This window comes from Streptomyces sp. NPDC042100 (assembly GCF_055582325.1).
The window spans coordinates 240,763-256,977 of sequence record NZ_JBVJDK010000005.1; the positions used below are offsets into that span (position 1 = coordinate 240,763).

General features: G+C 75.3%; 17 protein-coding genes. 10 read left to right on the forward strand and 7 right to left on the reverse strand.

Translation table 11 applies throughout. From position 1 onward, the window contains the following. Nucleotides 1-21: 21 nt before the first annotated feature. The 9 genes from ACZ6J5_RS13535 (at nucleotide 22) to lgt (ending at nucleotide 6,965) form a co-directional block, all read left to right on the forward strand. Entirely contained in the window at nucleotides 22-681 is a 660-nt protein-coding gene (locus ACZ6J5_RS13535) for a TIGR02234 family membrane protein (RefSeq protein ID WP_469390908.1), read from the forward strand. Between the two features lie 114 nt (nucleotides 682-795). Further along, the gene (locus ACZ6J5_RS13540) at nucleotides 796-1,050 is read left to right on the forward strand and encodes an HGxxPAAW family protein (RefSeq protein WP_469390910.1); all 255 of its coding nucleotides are present in this window, start codon (nucleotides 796-798) and stop codon (nucleotides 1,048-1,050) included. 77 nt (nucleotides 1,051-1,127) lie between these two features. Next, a complete protein-coding gene (locus ACZ6J5_RS13545) occupies nucleotides 1,128-1,634 on the forward strand; it encodes a DUF2752 domain-containing protein (RefSeq protein WP_469390912.1) in 507 nt (168 codons plus the stop codon). 131 nt (nucleotides 1,635-1,765) lie between these two features. Continuing rightward, nucleotides 1,766-2,575, forward strand: coding sequence for an indole-3-glycerol phosphate synthase TrpC (gene trpC / locus ACZ6J5_RS13550; protein ID WP_469390914.1), 810 nt, complete (start codon nucleotides 1,766-1,768; stop codon nucleotides 2,573-2,575). Nucleotides 2,576-2,581: 6 nt separating this feature from the next. Continuing rightward, entirely contained in the window at nucleotides 2,582-2,836 is a 255-nt protein-coding gene (gene trpM / locus ACZ6J5_RS13555) for a tryptophan biosynthesis modulator TrpM (RefSeq protein WP_469390916.1), read from the forward strand. Between the two features lie 78 nt (nucleotides 2,837-2,914). Next, complete coding sequence (gene trpB, locus ACZ6J5_RS13560; RefSeq protein ID WP_469390918.1) at nucleotides 2,915-4,153, forward strand: tryptophan synthase subunit beta; 1,239 nt, start codon at nucleotides 2,915-2,917, stop codon at nucleotides 4,151-4,153. Further along, nucleotides 4,150-4,968 (forward strand): tryptophan synthase subunit alpha, encoded by an 819-nt coding sequence (trpA, locus tag ACZ6J5_RS13565; RefSeq protein WP_469390920.1) that lies wholly within the window; start codon nucleotides 4,150-4,152, stop codon nucleotides 4,966-4,968. Before trpB ends, trpA begins: the two co-directional genes overlap by 4 nt. Nucleotides 4,969-5,032: 64 nt before the next feature. Beyond that, nucleotides 5,033-5,860, forward strand: coding sequence for a DsbA family protein (locus tag ACZ6J5_RS13570; RefSeq protein ID WP_469390921.1), 828 nt, complete (start codon nucleotides 5,033-5,035; stop codon nucleotides 5,858-5,860). Between the two features lie 64 nt (nucleotides 5,861-5,924). Beyond that, a complete protein-coding gene (gene lgt / locus ACZ6J5_RS13575) occupies nucleotides 5,925-6,965 on the forward strand; it encodes a prolipoprotein diacylglyceryl transferase (RefSeq protein WP_469390923.1) in 1,041 nt (346 codons plus the stop codon). A gap of 94 nt (nucleotides 6,966-7,059) precedes the next feature. On the opposite strand, the gene ACZ6J5_RS13580 is transcribed toward lgt, so the two are convergent. The 7 genes from ACZ6J5_RS13580 to ACZ6J5_RS13610 all read right to left on the reverse strand — a co-directional run bounded on the left by ACZ6J5_RS13580 (nucleotide 7,060) and on the right by ACZ6J5_RS13610 (nucleotide 14,921). Continuing rightward, nucleotides 7,060-7,875, reverse strand: a complete 816-nt coding sequence (locus ACZ6J5_RS13580; protein ID WP_469390925.1) for an HpcH/HpaI aldolase/citrate lyase family protein — start codon at nucleotides 7,873-7,875, stop codon at nucleotides 7,060-7,062. Next, nucleotides 7,872-9,101 carry a CaiB/BaiF CoA transferase family protein gene (locus ACZ6J5_RS13585; protein WP_469390927.1) on the reverse strand — a complete coding sequence of 410 codons (1,230 nt, stop codon included), beginning with the start codon at nucleotides 9,099-9,101 and terminating at the stop codon, nucleotides 7,872-7,874. Before ACZ6J5_RS13585 ends, ACZ6J5_RS13580 begins: the two co-directional genes overlap by 4 nt. Beyond that, nucleotides 9,098-10,009 (reverse strand): ribokinase, encoded by a 912-nt coding sequence (gene rbsK, locus ACZ6J5_RS13590; protein ID WP_469390929.1) that lies wholly within the window; start codon nucleotides 10,007-10,009, stop codon nucleotides 9,098-9,100. Before rbsK ends, ACZ6J5_RS13585 begins: the two co-directional genes overlap by 4 nt. Beyond that, nucleotides 10,006-11,445 (reverse strand): ADP-ribosylglycohydrolase family protein, encoded by a 1,440-nt coding sequence (locus ACZ6J5_RS13595; RefSeq protein WP_469390930.1) that lies wholly within the window; start codon nucleotides 11,443-11,445, stop codon nucleotides 10,006-10,008. Before ACZ6J5_RS13595 ends, rbsK begins: the two co-directional genes overlap by 4 nt. Then, on the reverse strand, nucleotides 11,442-12,593 hold the full coding sequence (locus ACZ6J5_RS13600) for an ADP-ribosylglycohydrolase family protein (RefSeq protein ID WP_469390932.1): 1,152 nt from the start codon (nucleotides 12,591-12,593) through the stop codon (nucleotides 11,442-11,444). Before ACZ6J5_RS13600 ends, ACZ6J5_RS13595 begins: the two co-directional genes overlap by 4 nt. Beyond that, nucleotides 12,574-13,848, reverse strand: a complete 1,275-nt coding sequence (locus tag ACZ6J5_RS13605; RefSeq protein WP_469391363.1) for an ADP-ribosylglycohydrolase family protein — start codon at nucleotides 13,846-13,848, stop codon at nucleotides 12,574-12,576. The genes ACZ6J5_RS13600 and ACZ6J5_RS13605 overlap by 20 nt, the downstream gene beginning before the upstream one ends. A gap of 77 nt (nucleotides 13,849-13,925) precedes the next feature. Further along, nucleotides 13,926-14,921, reverse strand: coding sequence for an ADP-ribosylglycohydrolase family protein (locus ACZ6J5_RS13610; protein ID WP_469390934.1), 996 nt, complete (start codon nucleotides 14,919-14,921; stop codon nucleotides 13,926-13,928). 255 nt (nucleotides 14,922-15,176) lie between these two features. Between ACZ6J5_RS13610 and ACZ6J5_RS13615 the strand changes: the two genes are divergently transcribed. Next, nucleotides 15,177-15,905: a VIT1/CCC1 transporter family protein gene (locus ACZ6J5_RS13615; protein WP_469390936.1), complete on the forward strand. Its 729-nt coding sequence runs from the start codon at nucleotides 15,177-15,179 to the stop codon at nucleotides 15,903-15,905. Nucleotides 15,906-16,215: the final 310 nt, after the last annotated feature.

Sequence of the window (16,215 nt, forward strand, 5' to 3'; positions counted from 1 at the left end):
GCGCCGGGCCGGTAGGGGATAGTGGGGTACGTGAGTGCCGTACCCGTACCCCAGCCCCGAGCCGCCCGCGCGGGCGGCGCCGCCTCTCCGTCGGGCGCCCGCCGCAGCCTCGCCGCGGCTCTTCTGCTCGGCGCCCTCGGAGCCACCGTCGTGCTGCTCTCCACGGGCCAGATCTGGGCCGAGGGCACCGCGGCGGTCGGCGGCGGCGCCGTACCGGTGCACGCCAACGGCGGCACCGTGACCGGCGTCCCGACCGCCCTCGCGATCGTCGGCCTCGCCGCGCTCGTCGCCGTCTTCGCCGTCCGCCGCACCGGCCGCACCCTGGTCGCCGCCCTGCTCGCCCTCAGCGGCGCGGGCGCGGCCCTCGCCGCGTTCCTCGGCGCCTCCGACAGCGCCGCCCTGAACGCCGAGGCGGCCCGCGTCAGCGGCAACACCGCCGCCGCCGTCGAGGGCCTCAGCCACACCGTCTGGCCGTACGTCACCGCCGTCGGCGCCGTCCTCATCCTGGCCGCCGGGCTCTTCGCCCTCCGCTACGGCAAGGCCTGGCCCGCCATGGGCGGCCGGTACGAGCGGGGCGGCGCCCCGCGCGCGGCGCGCCGCGGCGCCCCGGCCGATCCCGAGCGGCCCGAGGAGCTGTGGAAGGCCCTGGACCGAGGCGAGGACCCCACCAGGGGCGACTGACCGGCGCGGCCGCGACGCGACGCGTGATCGTTCGGGCACCCCGATTCATCTCCGCGCCCCCATGTGCGGAAGAATGAGGCGTCACCACCGAGCAACACCAACGAGGAGCAACTCATGGCGGGCAGCGCCCACGGACACACCCCGGCCGCCTGGACCGGTGTCATCATCTCGTTCATCGGCTTCTGCATCGCCGGCGTCTTCATGGTGGCCGCCAACGTGCCCGCTTTCTGGGGCGGCGTCGGCGTCATCGTCCTCGGCGGTGTCGTCGGCGGCGTCATGAAGATCGCGGGCCTCGGCATGCCGAAGCAGTCGGCCGCCGTCGTGGCCGCCCGTGAGGCCGCCACCGCGAGCGTCAAGGCGCGCGCCTGACGCTCCCGGCTCACTCCGAAGGCGCAGCCCCGCGACGCGGGGCTGCGCCTTCGCGCGTCACGGGCGAGAATCACCGGGTGGACGTGAAGCCGACGGCGGGAGCCGCCACCGAACCGCAGCCCGGCCCGTGGGCCCCGCACGGCGCGCAGGGCCCGTACGGCCCCTACGGCCCGCCCCCGGCGCCCCGGCCGCTCGCCCGGCGGCTGCTCGTACCGCTCGGCACGCTCGGCGCCGTCGCGGCGGCCTTCGCGTACGTCGGCACGGTCGACCCCAACGAACCGGGCCACTACCCGGTCTGCCCGATGCTCCGCTTCACCGGCCTCTACTGCCCCGGCTGCGGCGGACTGCGCAGCGCCCACGCCGTCGTCCACGGCGAGCTCGGCACCGCCCTCGGCGCGAACGCCCTGGCCGTCATCGGCTACGGCGTCTTCGCCGTCGTCATGGCCGTATGGCTGATTCGCGCCGTCAAGGGCGCCCCCATGCGCCTCTCCGTCTCCCCGGTGCTGTGGTGGGGGATCGGGGTCGTCCTGGCCGTCTTCACCCTCGTGCGGAACCTCCCGTTCGGCTCAGCGCTGGCCCCCTGAAGTCCCAGCAGGTGGGACGCGTCTCCCACCGATGCGGGTCCGGGGCCCACCTGCGGATACCATCGACATGGCTGAACACTGTTCCTCGGCGTTCATCAACACCGTCACCGTCCCGGAAGGGGGCCTCTCGCGTGAGTGTGCTCGACGAGATCATCGAAGGCGTGCGCGCCGACCTCGCAGAGCGGCAGGCGCGGGTCTCCCTTGACGAGCTCAAGGAGCGCGCCGCCAAGGCGCCGCAGGCCAAGGACGGGGTCGCCGCGCTGCGCGGCGACGGCGTCAAGGTGATCTGCGAGGTCAAGCGCTCCAGCCCGTCCAAGGGCGCCCTCGCCGCCATCGCCGACCCGGCCGCGCTCGCCGCGGACTACGAGGCCGGCGGCGCCGCCGTCATCTCCGTGCTCACCGAGCAGCGCCGCTTCGGCGGCTCGCTCGCCGACCTGGAGGCCGTCCGCGCCCGCGTCGACATCCCGGTGCTGCGCAAGGACTTCATCGTCACCGCGTACCAGCTCTGGGAGGCCCGCGCGTACGGGGCCGACCTGGCGCTCCTCATCGTCGCCGCCCTGGAGCAGGAGGCCCTGGTCTCCCTCATCGAGCGCGCCGAGTCCATCGGCCTGACCCCGCTGGTCGAGGTCCACGACGAGGACGAGGTCGAGCGGGCCGTCGACGCCGGCGCCCGGATCATCGGCGTCAACGCGCGCAACCTCAAGACCCTCAAGGTCGACCGCGCCACCTTCGAGCGCGTCGGCCCCGAGATCCCGGCCGGCATCGTCAAGGTCGCCGAGTCCGGCGTCCGCGGGCCGCACGACCTCATCGCGTACGCCAACGCCGGCGCCGACGCGGTCCTGGTCGGCGAGTCCCTGGTCACCGGCCGCGACCCCAAGGCCGCCGTCGCCGACCTGGTCGCCGCCGGCGCCCACCCGGCGCTGCGGCACGGCCGGAGCTGACCTGACATGACCGCCCGCCGCGTCGCGTCGCCGACCTCGCCCGAGGTCCCGTCGGCGCGCCGTACGCGGCTCCGCACCGCCGCCGCCCCGGCCCACGCCCCGCTGGCCCGGGGCTGCCGGCCGCGCGGCTGCCGCGCGCCCGCCCGCCGGGTCCACGGCCGCCGGGTCCGGTACGTGATCGGCGACGAGCCGGGCCAGGTCAACGGCATGCGATGGCGCCCGCGCGTCGCGCGCACCCGCAGGGACACCACGACCGCCTGACGACGTCGGGCGGCGCTCGTGGCCGTGCTCGCGCGCATACGGTGACCATTCGTCAGCACGCGCACCAGGAGCAACCGCATGTCCAGCGAGTTCTTCATTCCGGACCCGGAGGGTCAGGTCCCGTCGCCCGAGGGCTACTTCGGCGCCTACGGCGGCAAGTTCATCCCCGAGGCCCTCGTCGCCGCCGTCGACGAGGTCGCGGTCGCGTACGAGAAGGCCAAGGCCGACCCCGAGTTCGCCCGCGAGCTCAACGCCCTCATGGCCGACTACACCGGCCGCCCCAGCGCCCTCACCGAGGTCCCGCGCTTCGCCGAGCACGCCGGCGGCGCCCGCGTCTTCCTCAAGCGCGAGGACCTCAACCACACCGGCTCGCACAAGATCAACAACGTGCTCGGCCAGGCCCTCCTCACCAAGCGCATGGGCAAGACCCGCGTCATCGCCGAGACCGGCGCCGGCCAGCACGGCGTCGCCACCGCCACGGCCTGTGCCCTCTTCGGCCTCGACTGCACCATCTACATGGGCGAGATCGACACCCAGCGGCAGGCCCTCAACGTCGCCCGGATGCGCATCCTCGGCGCCGAGGTCATCGCCGTGAAGTCCGGCAGCCGCACCCTCAAGGACGCCATCAACGAGGCGTTCCGGGACTGGGTCGCCAACGTCGACGACACCCACTACCTCTTCGGCACCGTCGCCGGACCACACCCCTTCCCGGCCATGGTCCGCGACTTCCACCGCGTCATCGGCGTCGAGGCCCGCCGCCAGATCCTGGAGCGCGCCGGCCGCCTCCCCGACGCGGCCGTCGCCTGCGTCGGCGGCGGCTCCAACGCCATCGGCCTCTTCCACGCCTTCGTCCCGGACGCCGGCGTCCGCCTGATCGGCTGCGAGCCGGCCGGCCACGGCGTCGAGACCGGCGAGCACGCGGCCACCCTGACCGCGGGCGAGCCCGGCATCCTGCACGGCTCCCGTTCCTACGTCCTCCAGGACGAGGAGGGCCAGATCACCGAGCCGTACTCGATCTCCGCCGGCCTCGACTACCCCGGCATCGGCCCCGAGCACGCCTACCTCAAGGACAGCGGGCGCGGCGAGTACCGCGCCGTCACCGACGACGCGGCCATGCGGGCCCTGCGCCTGCTCTCCCGCACCGAGGGCATCATCCCGGCGATCGAGTCCGCGCACGCCCTCGCCGGGGCCCTGGAGATCGGCAGGGAGCTCGGCCCGGAGGGCCTGCTCCTCGTCAACCTCTCCGGGCGCGGCGACAAGGACATGGACACCGCGGCCCGCTACTTCGGCCTGTACGACGGGGAGGGCTCCAAGTGACCGGCACCATCCAGCTGCTCAGCGACACCCTGGCCAAGGCCAAGGCGGAGGACCGCGCCGCGCTCATCGCCTACCTCCCGGCCGGCTTCCCGACCGTCGACGGCGGCATCGCCGCCATCAAGGCGGTCTTCGACGGCGGCGCCGACGTCGTCGAGGTCGGCCTGCCGCACAGCGACCCGGTGCTCGACGGCCCGGTCATCCAGACCGCCGACGACATCGCCCTGCGCGGCGGCGTCAAGATCGCCGACGTCATGCGCACGGTGCGGGAGGCCCACGAGGCCACCGGCAAGCCGGTCCTCGTCATGACGTACTGGAACCCCATCGACCGCTACGGCGTCGAGCGCTTCACCGAGGAGCTCGCCGCGGCCGGCGGCGCGGGCTGCATCCTGCCCGACCTGCCGGTCCAGGAGTCCGCCCTGTGGCGGGAGCACGCCGACAAGCACGGTCTCGCCACCGTCTTCGTCGTCGCGCCCAGCAGCAGGGACGAGCGGCTCGCCACGATCACCGCGGCCGGCTCCGGCTTCGTCTACGCCGCCTCCCTCATGGGCGTCACCGGCACCCGCGAGTCCGTCGGTGCCCAGGCCTCCGACCTGGTCCGCCGCACCCGGGCCACCTCGGACCTGCCGGTCTGCGTCGGCCTCGGCGTCTCCAACGCGCGCCAGGCGAAGGAGGTCGCCGCCTTCGCCGACGGCGTCATCGTCGGCTCGGCCTTCGTCCAGCGGATCCTCGACGCCGACGGCGACGAGACCGCCGCGCTCGGCGCCGTAAGGGAACTGGCGGCCGAACTCGCCGAGGGCGTGCGCCGCACCGCGTAACCCATACGGGTGGATTTCGGACCGGGGAGGCACGGTGATGCCTCCCCGGTTCGTTGCTGTGGGCGTGAGTGAGAAGAACAGTGGTGGTACCCAGAGCGCGCGGGAGCGCCTCCAGCAGCAGCGCCAGCGCGACAAGGCCCGCGAGAAGCAGCGCCGCGTCCTCATCGTGTCGGCCGCGGTCGTCGGCGTCCTCGGCCTCGCCGCCGTCGTCGGCGTGATCGCCGCCAACGCGGGCGGCAAGGACAGCTCCGACAAGGCGGGCCCCGTCGTCGCCCCCGCCGGCGCCATCGGCGGCGACAAGCCGGCCATCCCCCAGGGCAGGCCGGACGCCCCGTCCACCCTCGCCGTCTGGGAGGACTTCCGCTGCCCGGCCTGCGCCCAGTTCGAGAACTTCTTCCGGGACACCATCCACGAGCTGGAGGCCTCCGGGGCCGTCAAGGCGGAATACCACCTCGCCACCCTTATCGACGGGAACATGGGCGGCAGCGGCTCGCTGCGCGCGGCGAACGCGGCGGCCTGCGCCCAGGACGCCGGGAAGTTCACCCAGTACCACGACGTCCTCTACACCAACCAGCCCCAGGAGACGGACGACGCCTACGCGAAGAACGCGAAGCTCATCGAGCTCTCGGCGAAGGTCCCCGGGCTGGACACGCCGACGTTCCGCAGCTGCGTCGAGGACGGCACGCACGACGGCTGGGTGAAGAAGTCGAACGACGCCTTCAAGGCCAGCGAATTCACCGGCACCCCGTCCGTCCTGCTCAACGGGGAACCGGTCTTCCCCTCGAAGGGGAACGAGCAGATCTCCGTGGAGAACCTGAAGAAGTGGGTCGCCGAGGCCAACAAGGGCAAGAAGGCGGGCACGGCCTCCCCGGCGGCCGGTTCGCCGGAGTAGTTACGGAGAAGTTGCCGGGCTGGCTGCCGCAGGGCCCGCCCGGCAAGGTAGCGTCGGACCTGCCATGGACCTTGCCTACATTCCCAGCCCGTCGACCGGCGTGATCCACCTCGGACCGATCCCGCTGCGCGGCTATGCCTTCTGCATCATCATCGGTGTCTTCGTCGCCGTCTGGCTCGGCAACAAGCGCTGGATCGCCCGGGGCGGCACCGCCGGCACCGTGGCCGACATCGCCGTCTGGGCGGTGCCCTTCGGCCTCGTCGGCGGCCGGCTCTACCACGTCATCACCGACTACCAGCTGTACTTCAGCGAGGGTGAGGACTGGGTCGACGCCTTCAAGATCTGGGAGGGCGGCCTCGGCATCTGGGGCGCCATCGCGCTCGGTGCCGTCGGCGCCTGGATCGGCTGCCGCCGCCGCGGCATCCCGCTCCCGGCGTACGCGGACGCCATCGCGCCCGGCATCGCCCTCGCCCAGGCCATCGGCCGCTGGGGCAACTGGTTCAACCAGGAGCTCTACGGCAGGCCGACCGACCTGCCCTGGGCGCTGAAGATCACCGCCGGTGCCAACCGGGAGGCGGGGCTCTACCACCCGACCTTCCTCTACGAGTCGCTGTGGTGCGTCGGCGTCGCGCTCCTGGTCATCTGGGCGGACCGCCGCTTCAAGCTCGGCCACGGCCGCGCCTTCGCGCTGTACGTCGCGGCGTACTGCGCGGGCCGCGCCTGGATCGAGTACATGCGCGTCGACGAGGCGCACCACATCCTCGGCCTCCGGCTGAACGTGTGGACGGCGATCATCGTCTTCGTCCTCGCGGTCGTCTACATCGTCGTCTCGTCGAAGGTCCGCCCGGGCCGCGAGGAGATCGTGGAGCCGAAGACCGAGAAGACCGAGAAGGGCGACAAGGCCGAGAAGGCCGAGAAGACCGACGAGGCCGAGAGCGCCGACCCGGCGGAGAAGGGCGGGGCCGGGACGGCCGGTGACGCCGACGGCGGGGCGGAGAAGGCCGAGGCGGCCGAAGCGGCCGAAGCGGCCGGTGAGGGCGACGCTCCCGCCGACGGGGCCGCCAAGGACGGTGCCGGCAACGGCGCCGGAGCCGGCGGGCGCTGACCCGGGCGATCCGGGCCACCTGCACGACGTACACGGCGGAGGGCCGCCGGGACCATCGGGTCCCGGCGGCCCTCCGTCGTCCGCGCGGGCGCCCTCAGGCCGCGCGGGCCGCCAGGGCCAGGACGCGGCGGGCTCCCGCGACCACCGCCGTGTCCACGAAGCGCCCGTCGGGGAGGGCGAGCGCGCCCGCCTCGGCCTCGGCCGCCTTGACGACCTGTTCGGCGGCGGCGACCTCGTCGGGGGTGGGGAGGTAGGCGCGGGCGATGACCGGGAGCTGGCGGGGGTGGATCGCGGCCCGGCCGAGGAAGCCCAGCGCCCGGCCCCGCGCGCACCCGGCGGCGAGCGCCTCCAGGTCGCGGACGTCGGGGTGGACCGACTGGACCGGGGGCGGGAGGGCGGCGGCGCGGGCGGCGACCACGATCCGGCTGCGCGGCCAGTCGAGGCCGCTGTCGTCCCGCAGCCCCAGATCGGCGCGCAGGTCCGCCTCGCCGAGGGCGATGCCGTGGACCGTGGGGTGGGCGGCGGCGATGGCGTAGGCGTGCTCCACGGCCAGGGCGTTCTCCAGGAGCGGGTAGAGCGGGAGGCCCTGGGCGAGCTCGGCGATCCGGTGGATGTCAGTGGGGTGTGTCACTTTGGGAACACGGAGAGCGACGAGCCCGGGGAGGGGTGCGAGTGCGGGGATGTCACGGGGGGCGTGGACGCGGACGTGGATCGGTACGGGGTGGGGTTCGGCGAGCAGCTCGGCGGTGGCGGCGAGGGCGTAGGCCCGGCGGTCCGGGGCCACCGCGTCCTCCAGGTCCACGATGACGACGTCGGCGCCGGAGGCGAGGGCCTTGTGGACCACGGAGGGGCGGTCGCCGGGGGCGTAGAGCCAGGTGAGGGGGGTGAAGGGCGGGGCGGTTCCGGTCATACGGCGCCCTCTTCGCGCAGGGCGTCGATCTCGGCGCCGCTGAGGCCGAGCTCGGTGAGGAGCGCGGTGGTGTCGGCGCCGTGCGGGCGGCCGGCCCAGCGGATCCCGCCGGGGGTCTCGGAGAGCCGGAAGAGGACGTTCTGCATCCGGAGCGGTCCGAGTTCGGGGTCCGGGACCTCGGTGACGGTGCCGAGCGCCTGGAACTGCGGGTCGGCGAGCACATCGCGGACGTCGTAGACCGGGGCGATCGCGGCCTCCGCCTTCTCGAAGGCGGCCAAAGCCTCGTCGCGGGTGTGGCGGGCGATCCAGGAGCCGACGGCCTCGTCGAGGAGGTCGGCGTGGGCGGCCCGGCCGGTGCCGTCGGCGAACCAGGGCTCGTCGATCAGCTCCGGGCGGCCGACCAGGCGCAGCACGCGCTCGGCGATCGACTGGGCGGAGGTGGAGACGGCGACCCAGGACCCGTCGGCGGTCCGGTAGGTGTTGCGCGGGGCGTTGTTGCGGGAGCGGTTGCCGGTGCGGGGCTGGACGTAGCCGAGCTGGTCGTACCAGAGGGGGTGGGGTCCGATGACGGAGAGCATCGGTTCGATGATGGCCATGTCGACGACCTGGCCGCGGCCGGTGGTGTTCCTGGCGGTGAGCGCCGTCATCACGGCGTACGCGGTGGCGAGGGCGGCGATGGAGTCGGCGAGGCCGAAGGGCGGCAGGGTCGGGGGGCCCTCGGGTTCGCCGGTGAGGGCGGCGAAGCCGCTCATGGCCTCGGCGAGGGTGCCGAAGCCGGGCCTGCGGGCGTACGGGCCGAACTGCCCGAAGCCGGTGACCCGGGCGAGGACGAGGCGCGGGTTGACGGCGGAGAGCTCCTCCCAGCCGAGGTCCCAGCGCTCCAGGGTGCCGGGGCGGAAGTTCTCCACGACGACGTCGGCGTCGGCGGCCAGCCGCAGCAGGGTGTCGCGGCCGCCGGGGGTGGAGAGGTCGAGGGTCATCGTGCGCTTGTTCCGGCCGAGGACCTTCCACCACAGGCCGACGCCGTCCTTCGCCGGGCCGTGGCCGCGGGAGGGGTCGGGGCGGCGGGGGTGCTCGATCTTGACCACCTCGGCGCCGAAGTCGCCGAGCATCGTCGCCGCGAGCGGCCCGGCGAAGAGGGTGGCGAGGTCGAGGACGCGCAGTCCGCGCAGCGGAGGAGCGGCGGGTGGGGCCGGCGCGGGCACGGGCGGGGTCGGGGTGCTCACGCGGGATCGGCCTCCCGGTCCCCGGCCGCCGCCTCGATCTCCGAGCGGTACGGCATGGAGGTGGAGGCGCCCGCGCGCTGCACCGACAGGGCGGCGGCGGCCGAGGCCCAGGCGAGGGCCCCGGGCGCGGGACGGCCCTCGGCGAGGGCGACGGCGAGGGCGCCGACGAAGGTGTCGCCCGCGGCGGTGGTGTCCACGGCCCGGACGCGGGGCGCGGGCACGGTGAGCGGGGCGGCGCCCCGGGTGGCGTAGAGGCTGCCGGAGGCGCCGAGGGTGATCACCACTTCGGGGACGAAGCGGAGCAGGGCCTCGGCGGCGGCGTGCGGGTCGGTGTGTCCGGTGAGGGCGGCGGCCTCGTGTTCGTTGGGCACCAGCAGGTCGGTGGAGGCGAGGAGTTCGGGCGGGAGGGAGCGGGCCGGGGCGGGGGTCAGGACGGTGCGGACGCCGAGGCCGCGGGCGGTGCGCGCGCCCTCGACGACGACGGGGAGGGGGAGTTCGAGCTGGAGGAGCAGGGCGTCGGCGGTGCCGATCAGGGCCTCGTCGCCGTGGGTGAGGGAGGTGACGGTGCCGTTGGCGCCCGGGACGACGACGATCGCGTTGCCGCCCTCGTCGTCGACGACGATGTGGGCGGTGCCCGAGGGGCCCTCGGAGGTGCGCAGCAGGTCGGTGTCGACGCCGCTGTGTTCGAGCGCGGAGCGCAGCCGGGTGCCGAAGTCGTCGGTGCCGACCGCGCCGATCAGGGACACCTCCGCGCCGGCGCGGGCGGCGGCGACGGCCTGGTTGGCGCCCTTGCCGCCGGGGACGGTGCGGAATTCCCGGCCGGTCACGGTCTCGCCGCGGGCGGGGGCCCTGGGCACATAGGCCACGAGGTCCATGTTCGTGCTGCCGAGCACGACGATGCTGGTCATGGGCGTACGGCCTCCGTGTGGGTCAGTGCGGCCAGGGTGTCGAATCCGATGCCGTCGAAGGACGGTACGGAGCTGGCGAGCCGGTTCTTGAGGGGGGAGGTCCAGCGGGCGGGCAGCCGGTCGGGGTGGCCGGCGAGGAGTCCGGCGAGGGATCCGGCGGTGGCGCCGTTGGAGTCGGTGTCCCAGCCGCCGGAGACGGCCGCGCAGACGGAGCGGGTGAAGTCGCCGTCGGCGTGGGTGAGCGCGGCGGCGAGGACGGCGGCGTTGGGGACGGCATGGACCCAGTGGTACCCGCCGTAGCGGGCGTGCAGCCGGTCCACGACGGAGTCGAAGTCCCGGGCGTCCCGGGCGTCGCGGGCGAGGGCGATGCCGTGGCGGACGGCTTCGGCCAGCCGTGACCGCGGTGGGACGACGGAGAGTCCGGAGGCCAGCGCCCGGTGCGCGTCGGCGGTGCCGGTGGCGGCGGTGGCGAGGGCGGCGGCGACGAACATGGCGCCGTAGACGCCGTTGCCGGTGTGGCTGAGCACCGCGTCGCGGTGGGCCTGGCGGGCGGCGCCGGCCGGGTCGCCGGGGTGGGTCCAGCCGTGCACGTCGGCGCGGATCTGGGCGCCGATCCACTCGCGGAAGGGGTTGCGGCGGGAGGCGGTGGCGGGGGGTTCGACGCCGTCGAGGAGGTTGCGGTAGGCGATCCGCTCGGCGGTGAAGGCGCGGCCGGCGGGCAGTTCGTCGAGCCAGAGCCGGGCGAGGTCGGCGGTGGTGAAGGCGCGGCCGTGGCGGGCGAGGAGGAGCAGGGCGAGGAGGGGGTGGTTCAGGTCGTCGTCCTCGGGCATCCCGTCGATGTTCTCGGCGAGGGAGGTGGCGGCGGAGCGGCGGTTCCAGGGGTGGGCGGAGAGCAGGGCGGCGGGCACGCCGCGGGCCGTGAACCAGTCGGCGAGGGGCCAGTTGCCGGTGGCGCGGGCGAGGGCGCGGATGGCGTCCAGCGGCAGCTTCTCGACCGGTTTGCCGAGCAGGCAGCCGGCGGCGCGGCCGAGCCAGGCGGCGTGCAGCCGGGGGAGCAGGCCGGGGTCGGGCTCCCGGGGCGGTCGCGGGGGCCGGGGCCGCTCGCCCGGCCAGTCGGGGCAGGCGGCCACGATGGCGTCGAGCGCGGTCGGTTCGCGGTCGGCGAGCGGGGAGGGGAGCGCGGCGAGGGCGTCCAGGATCTCCTCGGCGAGCGGGCGCAGGTCCGGGCGCGGCGCGGCGGACGCCCCGGCGGCCGTGGGGGCGGGCGGGCCGCCGGCCGCCCGCCAGCGGGCGGCGAGCGCCCGGGCCTCGGGGCCGTTGCGGCCGTCCTCCGCGGCCTGCCGCAGTTCGTGGCCGACCAGGTCCTCGGGCTGGACCCAGGTCAGCCGCAGCGGGACGGCGGCCGGCCGGGGCGCGAGCCCGGTGCCGGGGGTCACCGGGCCGGGCCCGTCAGCGCCGCGTAGGCCGCCTCGTGGGCGCGGCGGCGGGCGGTGTCGCGGCGGTGCACCTCGCGGCTGACGGCGGCGAGGGCGGCGGCCGGGGCGTGCAGGTCGAGCCGGCTGGCCTCGGCGACCCGCTTCGCCCACTCGGCGGGGATCGCGGACTCGCCGCCGAGGGCTCCGGCGAGCGCGCCCGCCATGGTGGCGGTCGAGTCGCAGTCCCGGCCGTAGTTGACCGCGCCCAGGACCGTGCGGCGGTAGTCGCCCGCGCCGACGAGGAGGAAGCCGAGGGCGACGGGCAGCTCCTCGATGGCGTGCGTCCGGGAGGGGCGGCGGGCGTCGAGGGAGGGGGCGCGGTAGTCGGGGCCGACCGAGTCGTAGGGGGCGACCGCGCGCCGCAGCGGCTCCAGGGCGGTCTCGAAGTCCCGGTGCTCCCCGGCGACTTCGGTGACGGCCCGGATCGCGGCCCGGGTGCCGTCCTTGGCGAGGGCCAGCGCCGCGTCGACGACGGAGCGGGGGGTGGCGTCCGGGACGCAGGCCGCGGCGACGGCCGCCGCGAACACGCCGGCCGCCTCCCGGCCGTACGAGGACTGGTGGGCGCCCGCGACGTCCAGCGCCTCGGCGTAGGCGCCCGCCGGGTCGGCCGCGTTGACCAGGCCGACCGGCGCCATGTACATCGCGGCGCCGCAGTTGACGATGTTGCCGGTGCCGGCCTCGCGCGGGTCGGCGTGGGCGTAGTGCAGCCGGGTCACGATCCACTTCTCGGCGAGGAACACCCGCTGGAGGGGGAGCGCCTCCGCCTCCAGTTCGGGGATCCACACCGGGCGGCCCATGAGTTCGGGGACCAGGTGCTCGGCGACCGCGTGCGCGTCGAGGTGGTCGCGGACCTTCTCGTACACCCGGATCAGGGCGTGGGTCATCAAGGTGTCGTCGGTGACGTGCCCGTCGCCCTTGTGGTACGGGGCGATGGGCCGGGCGGTGCGCCAGGAGTCCCCGTTCCAGGGGCCGACGATGCCGGTGACGCGACCGCCGTGGCGTTCCAGGATCTGGGCGGGCGTATAGCCCTCGACGGGGCCGCCGAGGGCGTCGCCGACGGCGGCGCCGATGAGGCTGCCGGTGATCCGGTCATCCAGAGTGGGTGTCATGTCGGAATTGTCCACCCGGCTCGGCCGGTTCCGTGGCTCCGAGGAGACCGGCGAGTTCCACCAGGTCGGTGCCCGCGAGCCGGGGCAGCGCGCAGCCCGCGAGCGTCCGGCAGGCCTCCCGCCAGGTCTCCGGCACCGAACGGCCGCCGCCCAGCGCGCCGGTGAGCGCGCCGGCCAGCGCCGGGGCCGAGTCGGCCACCCGGGACAGGCAGGCGGCGGCGGGCAGCGCGGCGGCCATCGCGCCGTGTGCCGCCGTGGTCAGGGCGAGGGCGACCGGCACGGTCTCGGCGGCGGCGATCCCGTAGCTGTAGACGTGGTCGACGATCCGGTGCTCCAGCAGCGGGACCAGCGCGAAGGCGGAGTCCGCGGAGCGGGCCAGCTCGACCGCGTACCGCCCGTTGCGGCCGATCTCGGTGGCGGGCGGCAGCTGCGCCAGGGCCGCCTCCACCGCCTCGTCGGGCCCCGCCCCGCCGAGGGCCGCCGCGGTGGCCGCCGCCATGGCGCGGGCGCCGTGCACGCCGTCGCCGTCCTGGGTGTACCGGGCGTCGAACTCGGCGAGTTCGGCGGCGGCGGCCGGGTCGCCGGGGTGCGCCAGCGCGAGCACGGCGGCGCGGACGCAGGCGGCGTCGTCGAAGTAGTGCGGGTTGTCGTGCCCGGTGGCGGGCGGGCGCAGCCCGGCGGCCAGATTGCCGAGCCCGGCCCGTACGGAGATCCGGGCGCGCAGCGGCAGGACGGCGGACTCGACCTCGGGGGCCCGGTCCGCCGCGGCGGCGACCTGGCTGGCCAGGGAGTTCCAGGCCAGGTCCACGGCGGCGCGCAGCCGGCGCTCGACCGGCAGGGTGTCGAACAGGGGGCCCGCCGAGGCCAGCAGCGCCTCGGCGGTGAACACCGCCCACTCGGCGTCGTCGGAGGGGCCGAGCCGGAGCGGCTCGGGGGGCTGGTTGAGGGCGATGGGGACGGGGAGGGTGGTCGTCGCGTTCTGCTCGGCGAAGGTGTCGAGCTCGCGGGTGAGCCGCCGGGTCCACTCGGGCATCCGGGCGGCCCGGTGCCTGGCCGCCGGCCACCCGGCGGCGTCCCCCGCGGCGAGCCCGAGCAGCAGCCCCTCGATCCGCTCCCGCCGGACCCGGAGGGCGGCGGCGGGCTGGGCCGGGGGCTGCGGGGCCGGGGCGTGCGGGGGGTGGGCCGTGGTGGTGGCGCGGACCCAGTCGCGGCCGGTCAGCGGGCGGGGGCCCGGCTCCGCCCCGGACTCCGTCAGGGGTGACGTACCCCGCCGCCCCGGGGCGCGTCCGTCCGCCGCCGTCGGGTCGGAGGGGAGGGTGGTGTCGGCGCTCATCAGGATTCGCCCTCCGGGGTCAGCAGGTCCGCGATGTCCAGGATGTGATGGCCGCGCATCGACGGCAGACAGCTTCCGGTGACCGGGCCGATGGCGCCGGCCCACTCCTCCGGGATGGCGGCGAGGCCGCCCGAGGCGCCGGCCAGGGCGCCCGCCACCGCGGCCGTCGTGTCGGCGTCGCGGCCCATGTTGACGGCGGTGAGGACCGCCGTGCGGAAGTCGCCGCGGGCCGCCGCGAAGGCGCCGAAGGCCAGGGCGACGGCCTCGGGGGCGAGGTCCGTCCAGGGGTAGCCGCCGATGACGACCGCCGAGCGGACCGTGCGCTCCCGGGTCAGCGGGTCGGGCTGGACCCGCTGGGCCGCGACCACCGCGCGGCGCATCGAGCGGGCCGTCCAGGAGTCCATGGGGACGACCGAGAGGGCCGCCGCGATCACCGAGGTGACCGAGGCGCCGGCCATCGCCGCCGCGACCCCCGCCGCGACCGCCTGGCCGCCGTAGATGCCCTCGCCCTCGTGGCTGACGCTCCCGTCGACGGCGACCAGCCGCGCCGCCTCGGCGGGGCGGCCCGCCGCGAAGACCCCGAAGGGCGCGGCGCGCATGGCGAGGCCGTCGCTCCAGGCGTGCCGGTGCTGGGCGGAGATGGGGGCGGTCAGCCCCCGGCGCAGGTTCTCCAGGGTGCCGCGCTCGGAGAAGCCCGCGCCTCGGAACGGGCCCTCGTCGAGGTCGGCGATCCAGTGGTGCCAGGCCCGTTCGACATGGGCGGTGGTCAGCGCCGAGCCGTGCCGGGCGAGCAGCAGCCCGGAGAACACGGCGTACTCGGTGTCGTCCGTGCCCGCCGGACGGTCCGTCACGAAACCCTCGATCCGGCCCCAGCGGCGCCGGATCTCCGAGGGGCGCAGGTTCTCGGCGGGCGCGCCGAGCGCGTCGCCGACCGCGAGTCCGAGCAGCGCGCCCCGGGCGCGCTCGCGTACCTCGGTCACCGTCTTGCCGATCATGTTCGCTCCCCTTTCACGCTCCCCCGGATGCCTGCCACGCGCGGGGGCCGGAACCTCCAAGGAAACGTTTCTGTCACCCGGGTGACAGCAGGTCAGGAAGCAGGTCGGGAAGCAGGTCAGGAAGGTCTGCCTCAGTAAAGCGGGCCTTACTAAGTACGGCCTGCCTTGCTGGCGCGCCCCTTACATCGGGCGTATTTTCGATGATGTCGAAGGGGGCGGGCGTCGCCGAACCCGCTGGAAAGACAGGGGAGAAGCATGTCCATCATCGAAGCCGTCGCACCGCTCCACGAGGCCCACCGCGACAACCACACCCACCGGGACGTCAACGGCGGCTGGCTGCGCCCCGCCGTGTTCGGCGCCATGGACGGACTCGTCTCCAACCTCGCCCTGATGACCGGTGTCGTCGGCGGCGCGGCCTCCACCCAGACCGTCGTGATCACCGGCCTCGCCGGGCTCGCGTCCGGCGCCTTCTCGATGGCCGCCGGCGAATACACCTCCGTCGCCTCGCAGCGCGAGCTCGTCCAGGCCGAACTGGACGTCGAGCGGAGCCAGTTGCGCAAGCACCCGGTGGACGAGATGGAGGAGCTGGCCGCGCTCTACGTCTCCCGCGGCGTCGAGCCCGCGCTCGCCCGCGAGGTCGCCATGCAGCTGTCCCGCGACCCGGAGCAGGCGCTGGAGATCCACGCCCGCGAGGAGCTGGGCATCGACCCCGACGACCTGCCCTCGCCGACGGTCGCCGCGGTGTCCTCCTTCGCCTCCTTCGCGCTCGGCGCGCTGGTGCCGGTCCTGCCGTTCCTGCTCGGCGCGACCTCGCTCTGGCCGGCCCTGCTGCTGGCGCTCCTGGGCCTCTTCGCCTGCGGCGCCCTGGTCGCCCGGGTCACCGCCCGCAGCTGGTGGTTCAGCGGGATGCGCCAGCTCGTCCTCGGCGGTGCCGCCGCCGCCGTCACGTACGGTCTCGGCATGCTCTTCGGGGCGGTGCTCTAGGGCCTTGCCGGCGCCCCCGGCCCGCCCTGGCCGCGCTCCGGGCCGCGCTCCGGCCCGCCCCCGCCCCCTCAGGCCCCTGGTCCACCCGCCGGGGGCCTTCGGCATGTCCGAAGACACGACCGAGGGCCCGTGTCTCTGTGACGTATATCCCGGAGCGGATCCGGCTCCGCGATGAGACACTATGCGCAGCGCCACATAACTAGCCGGTTACCCGGCGGTTTCGAAACCCTGACCACCGGGCATGAGGCGTAAGCGCCGCGGGCAATGAGGCCCGCCCTGCGGACGGTCGCGGCAGACCTCCGGAAACCCC

Bases quoted from the DNA above. Each gene is read 5' to 3' on its own strand.
- ACZ6J5_RS13540 (WP_469390910.1), top strand. From the start codon at position 796: ATGGCGGGCAGCGCCCACGGACACACCCCGGCCGCCTGGACCGGTGTC.
- trpM (WP_469390916.1), top strand. From the start codon at position 2,582: ATGACCGCCCGCCGCGTCGCGTCGCCGACCTCGCCCGAGGTCCCGTCG.
- trpB (WP_469390918.1), top strand. From the start codon at position 2,915: ATGTCCAGCGAGTTCTTCATTCCGGACCCGGAGGGTCAGGTCCCGTCG.
- lgt (WP_469390923.1), top strand. From the start codon at position 5,925: ATGGACCTTGCCTACATTCCCAGCCCGTCGACCGGCGTGATCCACCTC.
- ACZ6J5_RS13580 (WP_469390925.1), bottom strand. From the start codon at position 7,875: ATGACCGGAACCGCCCCGCCCTTCACCCCCCTCACCTGGCTCTACGCC.
- rbsK (WP_469390929.1), bottom strand. From the start codon at position 10,009: ATGACCAGCATCGTCGTGCTCGGCAGCACGAACATGGACCTCGTGGCC.
- ACZ6J5_RS13600 (WP_469390932.1), bottom strand. From the start codon at position 12,593: ATGACACCCACTCTGGATGACCGGATCACCGGCAGCCTCATCGGCGCC.
- ACZ6J5_RS13610 (WP_469390934.1), bottom strand. From the start codon at position 14,921: ATGATCGGCAAGACGGTGACCGAGGTACGCGAGCGCGCCCGGGGCGCG.
- ACZ6J5_RS13615 (WP_469390936.1), top strand. From the start codon at position 15,177: ATGTCCATCATCGAAGCCGTCGCACCGCTCCACGAGGCCCACCGCGAC.